The organism is Megamonas rupellensis DSM 19944 (assembly GCF_000378365.1).
In the GTDB taxonomy this organism is placed as follows: Bacteria; Bacillota; Negativicutes; order Selenomonadales; family Selenomonadaceae; genus Megamonas; species Megamonas funiformis.
This window is the reverse complement of record NZ_KB899616.1, coordinates 1-9,758: the sequence shown is the minus strand read 5'-3', so window position 1 is coordinate 9,758 and position 9,758 is coordinate 1. Positions and strand designations below refer to the sequence as shown.

Here is a 9,758-nt window from a genome sequence, read left to right as displayed (position 1 = left end):
CTTAAAGATAGGAGTATATTTACGATTTTTATGAAGAAGTTGTGGAATACCACCATGTTCATAATGAGATATCCATCTGCAAAGAGGAGCTATATCTGGCATGTTTAGAATTTTAGCTACATGAGAAATAGAAGCTCCTTTTAAAACCATTTTAATTGCTTTAACTTTAAATTCATTTGAGTATTTAGTCATAAAAAAACTGCACCTCCAAAAGTTGTTTTTTGTCCAACTTTTGGGGTGCAGTTCATAAATGATTATAACGCTTTTTTATTTAATTTTCTTCAGTAACTACATCACGTCTTAAAATTGTATATGGCACAACAGGTTTATCCATTTTCATAGTGATAATCTGTTGTGGATGTGGTGCTATTTCTATGGAAATACCTTCATCATTAAACATTTCTGTAATAGTTTGTTTAAATAAAGGTGCATCAGGTTGGAAAAATTCTATTTCTTGTCCAACTGTTAAATGATTACGTTGCTGTATAGTAGCAATTTTAGTTTCTTCATCATAATCAAGTACTAAGCCTACAAAATCAGATGTATGTTCATAAGATGTTGTATTATAGATTTGATCATCACAAGAAGTTTTATGATAAGAGAAACCACTTGTATATTCACGATGAGAAACTTTATTTAATTCATCTATCCATTCTTGTTTGATTATAAATTCTTCTGGATTTTCAAAATAACTATCGATAGCATGACGGTATGCACTTACTACACTAGCTACATAATGAATAGATTTCATACGACCTTCAATTTTTAAGCTATCTACACCACATTCAATGATATCTTTTAGATAAGGAAGTAAACACATATCTTTAGAATTAAAGAAATATGTTCCATTTTCATCTTCAGTTACAGGGAAAAATTGACCAGGACGTTTTTCTTCAGTTAAATTATATTTCCAACGGCAAGGTTGAGTACATGCTCCACGATTAGAATCTCTACCTGTTAAATAATTGCTGATTAAGCAACGACCAGAATAAGAAATACACATTGCACCATGTACAAACATTTCTAATTCCACATCAGTTTTTTCACGAATTTCTTTTATCTCAGCAAAAGAAAGTTCACGAGCTAATACAACGCGTTCTGCTCCTAAATCTTGCCAGGCTTTAACAGCTCTCCAGTTTGTATTATTAGCCTGTGTACTGATATGAACTTCAAGATTTGGCACTTCATTTTTAATGAGCATGAATAAACCGATATCAGATACTAAAACAGCATCAACACCAACCTCTACCAATTCTTGTAGATATGGTAAAATCTCATTTATATCATTATTATGCGGAAAAATATTTGCTGTTACATAAACTTTTCTACCACGTTCATGAGCAAATTTAACGCCTTCAATCATTTCTTCTTTAGAAAAATTACCGCCATAAGCACGAAGCCCAAAACGTTTTCCGCCAAGATATACAGCATCTGCTCCATATAAAATAGCCATTTTTAATTTTTCTAAATTTCCTGCTGGTGCTAATAATTCAGGTTTTTTTATTGTATTTTGCATTGTTCCTCCAAATAATTAATTAGTTTTCAATCTTTTAGTTAAAGCCAAACCATCGCCATTTTCAAAAATTTCTGTTGTAAATTTATCTTTATCACTTACCATAGCAATGTATTCTCGCAATCTTTTTACAATAGTCTTATATCGGCGAGGTGGCTTTTCTTCACTCATTACATAACCGCGAAATAATACATTATCAGCTAAAATAATGCCATCATCAGCTAATAATGGTAATACTTTCTGCAAATAATCAGGATATTGTCCTTTAGCTGCATCGATAAAAACCATATCAAATTTATAATTTTTATCTAGTTTTTCTATATTTTCAGCGGCATCACCTAAGATTATTTCAATCTGCTCTTTATATGCAGATTGATTTATAAAATCTTGAGCCTGTTTTGCGCGTTCTTCATCTAATTCCAAAGAAATAATCTTTGCATTTTCTGCACCATAATAAGTAGTTAATAATGCAGAATAACCTATCGCAGTACCAATTTCTAAAACTCTTTGTGGCTTATATTTTTTTATTATTTCAATAAAAACCTTTCTGCCATTTTCATTGATGATTGGTACTTTATTTTCTTTCGCAAAATCTTCCATTTGCTTAAATAAAGCTTCCACGTTTTAATTCCTCTTACTTATTATTTATTCACCATATATTTCTTCAATAACTTTTAAATGTTCATCATACGTTACACTATAATGATTATGACCTTCACTATCTGCCACAAAATACAAATAATCTGTAGTTGCTGGATATAACACAGCCTCAATAGAAGCAAGACCTGGATTTCCAATTGGCCCTGGAGTCAATCCTTCATGTTGATACGTATTATATGGAGAATCTAGTTTTGTATCTTCAATGCTAAATTCTTCCTTATGTTCATCTAAAGCATATTGAATAGTCGCATCAGATTGTAACATCATATGATTTTCTAGTCGTTTGAAAAATACATCAGCGATAATTGGTCTATCTTCTGCAAACTTAGCTTCTTTTTCCACCAAAGATGCCATAGTTACCAATTCAAAAATAGATAAATTTTCCTCTTTAGCACGTTCACGCATTTCACTATTTAATCTATGGTCAAAATTATCTACCATGATTTGCATGATTTGTTTTGCACCATAAGACCTATCAATATCGTAAGTATCAGGAAATAAAAATCCCTCTACAGCATATTTGATATCCTTATTTTCTGTAGCTTCCTTCATATAATCATATGGAGTATAATCTTTTGCTACCTTGCAAAATTCCTCTTTTGTAGTCAAATTTTCTTTTTCTAATAAATTAGCAATATCTTCTACAGTGAAGCCTTCTGGAATAGTTATTCTGACTACTTGATTTTCTGGCCCTTGAACCAATCTATCAAGAACAGAATTTATATTCATACCCACACGAAAATAATAAATACCTTCTTTAAATTGAGTATCCTTACCTTCCAAACGAGCTAAAATGCGAAAACCAAGACCATTGTTTATTATAGCATGTTCTTGCAAATTTTGAGCAATTTCTTCTGTAGACATGCCACTTTCTATTTTTATAGAAATATTATCGCCATGTCCTTCATCATCGCCAATGAAAAATAAATTATATCCGCCTAAAAATATTAATACTACAGCCAAGCCAATTCTAACTTGATATTTAGTAGTAGTTAATATAGATTTTATCTTTTCCCACATAAATAATTAATCACCATCTCACTTAACTATATTTAATATTTTTGACGTTCCTTCAATGCACGTTCAACATCACGTTTTGCAGCTTTTTCTGCCAAAGCTTGACGTTTATCATAATTTTTCTTACCAGTAGCAAGACCTAAAGCCACTTTAGCTCTACCTTTGCTAAAATAAACTTTTAATGGTACTAATGTAAAACCTTTTTCTTTGATTTTACTGGATAATTTCACTATTTCTATTTTATGCATCAGTAATTTTCTAGCACGAAGTGGATCATGATTGAAAATATTGCCCTGTTCATAAGGACTGATATGCATATTATCCAAAAAGATTTCATTGTTTTTGATTTTAGCAAAGCTATCTTTTAAATTAGCTTTGCCAGCACGAAGAGATTTAACTTCTGTACCTACTAAAACAATCCCAGCTTCATATGTTTCATGAATAAAATAATCATGACGAGCCTTTCTATTTTCACAAACAATTTTTACACTTGCATTTTTCTTTCCCATAAAATCAACCTTACTTATTGTCTAAAATATTTATTTTTTACGGCGTTTGCCTTTTGAAACTCTATCACGCACACGTTCTTTGGTGCCACTTTTTTTACGAGTTTTCTTCGTATAAATTTTATCATAAAAAGCACTTTTCTTGTTATCTTTTTTCTTACCTTCTATTTTTGCAATAGATTTCTTTCTTTTTTCCTCTATTTTTTTATGCTCTTTATCTTTACGTTTTTTGCGTTTATATTTATCCGCTTGCTTTTTGCTTGCTTTATTTTCTTTAGAAAAATTTTCCCTAATCTTTAAATCTTTTTTCACATTATTATTGATTTCTGTAAAAAATGGTTTAGCGATTATATCATCTTCAAAAACAAGTGGCATCTTACCATTGTCTTTTAAAATAAAATCAATAGAACGTTCTTTGATACTTGCTCTTGTCAAAATAACAGTTACTTCATCACCTAAACGATATCTGAAATTAGTCATTTCACCAACGAGTGCGTATTCTTTCTCTACATATTCATAATAATCATTTACCATGGTAGAAACATGAACTAAACCTTCTACGCCATTATCTAATTCTACAAAAATACCAAAAGCAGTAACACCACTGATAATACCATGGAATTCATCACCCAAAAAACGAGCCATATATTCAATTTCTTTAATTAAAGTCGTTTCACGTTCTGCTTCTGTAGCCACACGCTCTTGTTTAGATGTATGTGTAGCCACTTCAGGTAATCTTGATTTTAATTTTTCTTGACGTTCTGCTGTCATTTTTCCATTTAATTGTTCTTTTAATAAACGATGAACGATTAAATCTGGATAACGTCTAATTGGTGAAGTAAAATGCGTATAGTATTTAGCAGCTAAGCCAAAATGCCCTAAATTTTCTGCTTTATATTTAGCTTGTTGCATACTGCGCAAAGCTACAGCAGAAATAATTTTTTCTTCTGGCTTTCCTTTTATAGAATTTAATACCTCTTGAACAGCTCTAGGTTCAACTTCACCTTCAGTGTTGCGATTTAAATGCAAATTAAAATTAGCCAATAATTCATTTAAGGCAAACATTTTATCTTCTACAGGTTCTTCATGCACACGGTAAATAAAAGGCAATTCTTTTCTAGCCATATGTTCGGCTACAGTTTCATTAGCCACTAACATACATTCTTCAATAATAGATTCACCTAAGCCATGTTCACGTTTTACAAGACTTACAGCTTGACCTTTGGCATTCAATTTCACCTTAACTTCAGGGATATCAAAATCTATAGCCCCACGCATTTGACGTCGTTTATTTAAAACTTTATATACAGCTTCTAAATTATGCAACAATGGTAAAATATCTTGATTGTCCTCAATCATTTGCGTATCTTTTTCCACTAAGATGCGATTTACTAATTTATACGTTAATCGACGATATACATGAATAACTGTAGGGAAAATATCGTATTTAATAACAGAGCCATTTGCATCAATTTCCATCTCTGCACACATGGAAAGTCTATCTTCGCCAGCATTTAAACTACAAATACCATTGGACAACTCCACAGGCAACATAGGAATAACTCTATCTGCTAAATATACACTTGTACCGCGATTATATGCCTCTTTATCTAAAGGTGAAAATGCTTTTACATAATGACTAACATCAGCAATATATACACCTAAGAAAAAATTCCCATTTGGCAATTTTTCTGCATAAACACCATCATCTAAATCTTTGGCATCTTCACCATCAATAGTTACAATTTGTAAATGGCGTCTATCCTTGCGTTTATTGCATTCTGCCTTACTAGGTACTTGCTCAATCTGTTTAGCTTCTTCTTGTACATCTACAGGAAATTGCTCTGATAAATCATATTGACGCATTACTGATAAAATATCTACGCCAGGTGCACCTATTTTCCCAAGAACTTCTATAATTTTTCCTTCCGGACTATGATTTTTTGTCGGCCATTTAGTGATTTCAGCAACTACTTTCATGCCTACTTTTGCCCCATTAAAATTGCGACCTTCAATAAAAATATCTTGATTTAAACGGCTATCATCTGGAACTACAAAACCAAAAGTTCTACTGCTTTCAAATGTACCTACAACTTTATTATTAGCACGTTCTAATATACGAATAACTTCGCCTTCACGCTTAGTGAAACTACTTCTTTCAGTAGTGATACGCACTAAAACCTTATCATTATTCATTGCTGAATTTAACATACCAGTAGGAATAAAAATATCATCAACTTTAGCTTTACCTTCTTCTAGCCCATTATCTGGAATAACAAAACCAAATCCTTTAGCTGTAATGCTCATTTTCCCTATGACTAAATTCATATGTTTTGGTAAACCAAATAGACCACTTCGATTTTGAATTAGTAGATTTTTTCGCTCTAATTCTTCCATCACAGAGGGTAATTGGTTTATTTCATCTGCTTCTAAAGCCAAAGCATATAATAAATCTTCCTGACTCATCGGTCTTTTAGCTTTAGTTTGCATATATTCCATTATTTTTTCTTGTAAACTCATAAATTTATCCTCTATCTAATCTCTAAATAATTTATTTCAAAAAATTCTCTATTTTATTAAATAATTTATCATGTTCAATATCTAAAGTAACTAAATGACCTGAAAAATTCAATTTAAATAATTGTTTATCCTTGCTACCAATATGGTCATAAATATATTGACCACTTTCTTCTTTTACTGTATGGTCATTTTTACTTTGAACAATCAAAATTGGTTTTGAAATTTCTGGTAGAATTTCTTTTGTTTTGGCTATTATCTCCAACAATTGATGAACGCAGACAAGTGGCATTTTATTATAAGATACATTGTATCTTTTAGCTAGTTCAGGTAATTCTCGTCTATTTTTTCGCTGATATCGTCCCACTGATTTTTCAAGTGGTGGTAAAAACCTTAAATTGCGTTCATTAGCTATATATACAGGAGCAGACATTGAAATTATTTTTTTCACAGGAAAATCCCTGCCAATTCGCATAGCTAATAAACCGCCCATAGATAGACCAATTACAGATATTTCACTGCAAATGCCACGCAATAAATGATATCCATCACATGCACTATGATACCATTCATGCCAATTAGTATTAGCCATTTCTTCTACAGTCGTACCATGACCAGCTAAGCGCACACCTAATACAGTATAACCTTGTCTGTATAAATAATTTCCTAATAATATCATTTCAGAAGGCGAGCCTGTAAATCCATGTATCAATAATACACCCTTTGAACCTCCAGGTAACAAAAATGGCTCTGCACCACTAGTAATCATAAAAATACCTCCTAAATTTTAAAATATTATTATAAATGACTTATTAAATAAAATATTACACTATTTGATAAAAAAAAATCTCTATCTACTTTAAATTAATTCAAATAGATAGAGAATAGTTTTTTATGCTACCATTTTAGCTATGATTAAAGTAATTATCATAAACAGTACAGCAAAAAACACAGTGAAACGGGCCATTAATGCGTCCATACCGCGAGCACTGCTACTAAAAGCCGTTTCATTTTGTCCTGATAAACTTCCCATGCCAGCAGTTTTACCTTCTTGCATAAGCACAGAAGCAATCAAGCCAATTGCTACTAACGCATCTATAATCATCAAAATAGTCAATAACATATTTATCCTCCCCACAAACTTAAACCTGCTAGTACTATAATAGCATATCTATATCTTTGATTACAAGTTATAAATTCTCAATTACAAAGCCCAGTAAAAACCACCGTTAATTTGATATGAATTTTTATTTCCATTGCCAAATCTGCGTTCAACATCTAAGAATGCATATGAATCTTTTTTAGTTTCAATATTAAAACCAAAACCAACATCATACCAATAACCACTATGGTCATATTTAAAACCAACATATTCATTATCTGAAGTAACATCTTTAACTGATACAAATTGTTCGCCTAAAAATTCTCGTAATACATCTGCTTTTAGATAAAAAGTATTTTTCTTATTATCACCAAAATTTTTGCCTAATTTAAATCCTGCTCTACCAATAATACTATCAATACCATCTACATGCACATTAGTATTTTGATTTGTAATGTAATCTGCGCCTGTTACTTTAGCTAATTGTAATTGAACTTGAGGAGTGATATACCAATCATTTTTTAAATTTTTCATATAGCCATATTCTGCACTAGCAGAAAATACATCATTATCGTAATTTCCTTTAATTAAATTCAATTTTTTGGTACCAGCTATTTCAAAATCATTTTCTAAATGACCCCATTTCAAAATATAATCGCTATAATGACCATCATCACCAATCCATGTATCATAAAGCCAGATACCTTTTCTACTATTATTTCCTTTGCCAGCTATATCATCATAAGAAGTAGACCCTTTCATATAATCAAAAGCTAATCCTAAACGTTCTTGACCATTGTCTCTAAGAAAAAGTTTATCATATCCTAATTCATACATATTCCCATCAACAGTATATCCTAAGTCTTTTTCAATTCTATCATGACGAAGTCTAAACCATATGCCATCATCATTTTTATTTAAATAATGCACATCACCCATGCGTTTATCTAATCGTCCCATGAAAACCGCTACATCATAATTAGCCTTAGTCATATTTAATATAGTTTTACCTGCATTAGATAAAGTTTTTTCTTCAATATTTACCAATTTATAATTAACAGCATCTTCATTATTGCCAAAGATATTATTAATTATATCATTACCTGGTCGATTTTCTGTTAATAAATCACTATTATCACCATTATTATATAATGTATTTTCTTCATTATTCACATCATAATCCTCTGAAGCAATTTGGTATTTAATATTAAAAAATCCATCATTATACGCTACTGCATTTTTAAAAACTTGCTTATTTTTATCACCAACTGTAGCAAAACGTAAACCATTTTGCCCTATATCATTTTTAGTTACAGCATTTGCTAAAATAACATTATAATTTCCTGTGCCTGAATTTAAATAAACCATATCTGTATTTTGTCTATTGCCATTTAAATTCATCACAAAATTACTATCGCCATTAAATTCTTTAACCATTAAACTATGTGGTTTATTTTCTGTATTATATCCCACCATATCAATAATGTTATTTTCTTTAGTATTAATCTTAGAAATAAAACTTTGCCTTACTACATTCCATCTAGATTTATTATTAAAATCTATACTTATATTACCTGCCAAATTCTCTTGTTTTAAATTTTGATTATTTAAATCCGCTAAATAACTATAATCATTTATATTTCCTGTAATTAAACTATTATTTCCTATATCTAAAGAAATATTTCCTTGATTTTCAGCTAAAATATTACCTTCGATAATCAATCCTGAAATATCATCATTACTATTTGATACATTCAATTTTATTAGCCCATTATCTTTAGCTATAATATCTCCTTTAATCACACTATTTTGACCAAATGATGCTGTAATTATTCCCTGATTTAAATTATTTATATCGTTATTTGCTAGTAGCGCTACTTGTTGAGAATTGGCTTGTATAATACTAGTTCCTGTAATATCAATAGTGCCAGCATCTGCCCAAATAATACTTTGACCATTATCATTTTTTAGATAGTTTACTTTGCCTTGGATCTTCGTATTGGCTTTATTTTTTGCATGTATTAACCCATCAATAGAATTATTTTCACTAGCTATTATTTCAACATTACCACCATTAATATTATCTATAGCTGTAGTAGCATTTATAATATTGTCTTTTCCTGCAATTTTTACTACTGTATTCGTACTTGTAATCGCAATATCTTTATCAATATTATTTTTATTTACAGAGATAGCTATATCACTTGCTTTTATATTATTTTGCCCTTTATTGGCATTTAGAGAAATATTGCTTCCGTTATTTGCTTCAATAGCTATTCCTTGAGTTACTTCTATACTATTATTTCCTGACTGACTATTGATATTTATAGCTGAATCATTACCACTTATTCCATATCCAGTTTCTACATATACAGTATTATTTGCATTAGTAGCATTTAAATTTACTACGCCCTCTTCTTTAGTATAGATACCAAAATTTTTA

At 30.5% G+C, this 9,758-nt stretch carries 9 protein-coding genes; all 9 read right to left on the bottom strand.

The window, feature by feature from the left end; genetic code table 11:
* Nucleotides 1-192, bottom strand: a 192-nt coding sequence (locus F553_RS0111115) for a helix-turn-helix domain-containing protein (protein ID WP_019000153.1), incomplete at its 3' end; no start/stop codon positions are given.
* Nucleotides 193-271: 79 nt separating this feature from the next.
* Complete coding sequence (locus tag F553_RS0111110) at nucleotides 272-1,516, bottom strand: peptidase U32 family protein (protein WP_019000152.1); 1,245 nt, start codon at nucleotides 1,514-1,516, stop codon at nucleotides 272-274.
* A 15-nt stretch (nucleotides 1,517-1,531) separates the two neighbouring features.
* A complete protein-coding gene (locus F553_RS0111105) occupies nucleotides 1,532-2,134 on the bottom strand; it encodes an O-methyltransferase (protein WP_019000151.1) in 603 nt (200 codons plus the stop codon).
* 24 nt (nucleotides 2,135-2,158) lie between these two features.
* Nucleotides 2,159-3,193 carry an endolytic transglycosylase MltG gene (mltG, locus tag F553_RS0111100; protein ID WP_008537911.1) on the bottom strand — a complete coding sequence of 345 codons (1,035 nt, stop codon included), beginning with the start codon at nucleotides 3,191-3,193 and terminating at the stop codon, nucleotides 2,159-2,161.
* A 32-nt stretch (nucleotides 3,194-3,225) separates the two neighbouring features.
* The gene (smpB, locus tag F553_RS0111095; protein ID WP_008537912.1) at nucleotides 3,226-3,699 is read right to left on the bottom strand and encodes an SsrA-binding protein SmpB; all 474 of its coding nucleotides are present in this window, start codon (nucleotides 3,697-3,699) and stop codon (nucleotides 3,226-3,228) included.
* 30 nt (nucleotides 3,700-3,729) lie between these two features.
* A complete protein-coding gene (gene rnr, locus F553_RS0111090; RefSeq protein WP_019000150.1) occupies nucleotides 3,730-6,216 on the bottom strand; it encodes a ribonuclease R in 2,487 nt (828 codons plus the stop codon).
* A 31-nt stretch (nucleotides 6,217-6,247) separates the two neighbouring features.
* Entirely contained in the window at nucleotides 6,248-6,982 is a 735-nt protein-coding gene (locus F553_RS0111085) for an alpha/beta hydrolase (RefSeq protein ID WP_019000149.1), read from the bottom strand.
* A 123-nt stretch (nucleotides 6,983-7,105) separates the two neighbouring features.
* Nucleotides 7,106-7,336: a preprotein translocase subunit SecG gene (gene secG, locus F553_RS0111080; RefSeq protein ID WP_008537917.1), complete on the bottom strand. Its 231-nt coding sequence runs from the start codon at nucleotides 7,334-7,336 to the stop codon at nucleotides 7,106-7,108.
* A gap of 81 nt (nucleotides 7,337-7,417) precedes the next feature.
* Nucleotides 7,418-9,758 (bottom strand): autotransporter outer membrane beta-barrel domain-containing protein (locus tag F553_RS0111075; protein WP_019000148.1); only part of this gene is annotated, 2,341 nt, incomplete at its 5' end.

What these genes read in the sequence shown, in the direction of transcription:
- F553_RS0111110 (WP_019000152.1), bottom strand. Translation starts at nt 1,516, where the DNA reads ATGCAAAATACAATAAAAAAACCTGAATTATTAGCACCAGCAGGAAAT.
- smpB (WP_008537912.1), bottom strand. Translation starts at nt 3,699, where the DNA reads ATGGGAAAGAAAAATGCAAGTGTAAAAATTGTTTGTGAAAATAGAAAG.
- F553_RS0111085 (WP_019000149.1), bottom strand. Translation starts at nt 6,982, where the DNA reads ATGATTACTAGTGGTGCAGAGCCATTTTTGTTACCTGGAGGTTCAAAG.
- secG (WP_008537917.1), bottom strand. Translation starts at nt 7,336, where the DNA reads ATGTTATTGACTATTTTGATGATTATAGATGCGTTAGTAGCAATTGGC.
- rnr (WP_019000150.1), bottom strand. Translation starts at nt 6,216, where the DNA reads ATGAGTTTACAAGAAAAAATAATGGAATATATGCAAACTAAAGCTAAA.
- mltG (WP_008537911.1), bottom strand. Translation starts at nt 3,193, where the DNA reads ATGTGGGAAAAGATAAAATCTATATTAACTACTACTAAATATCAAGTT.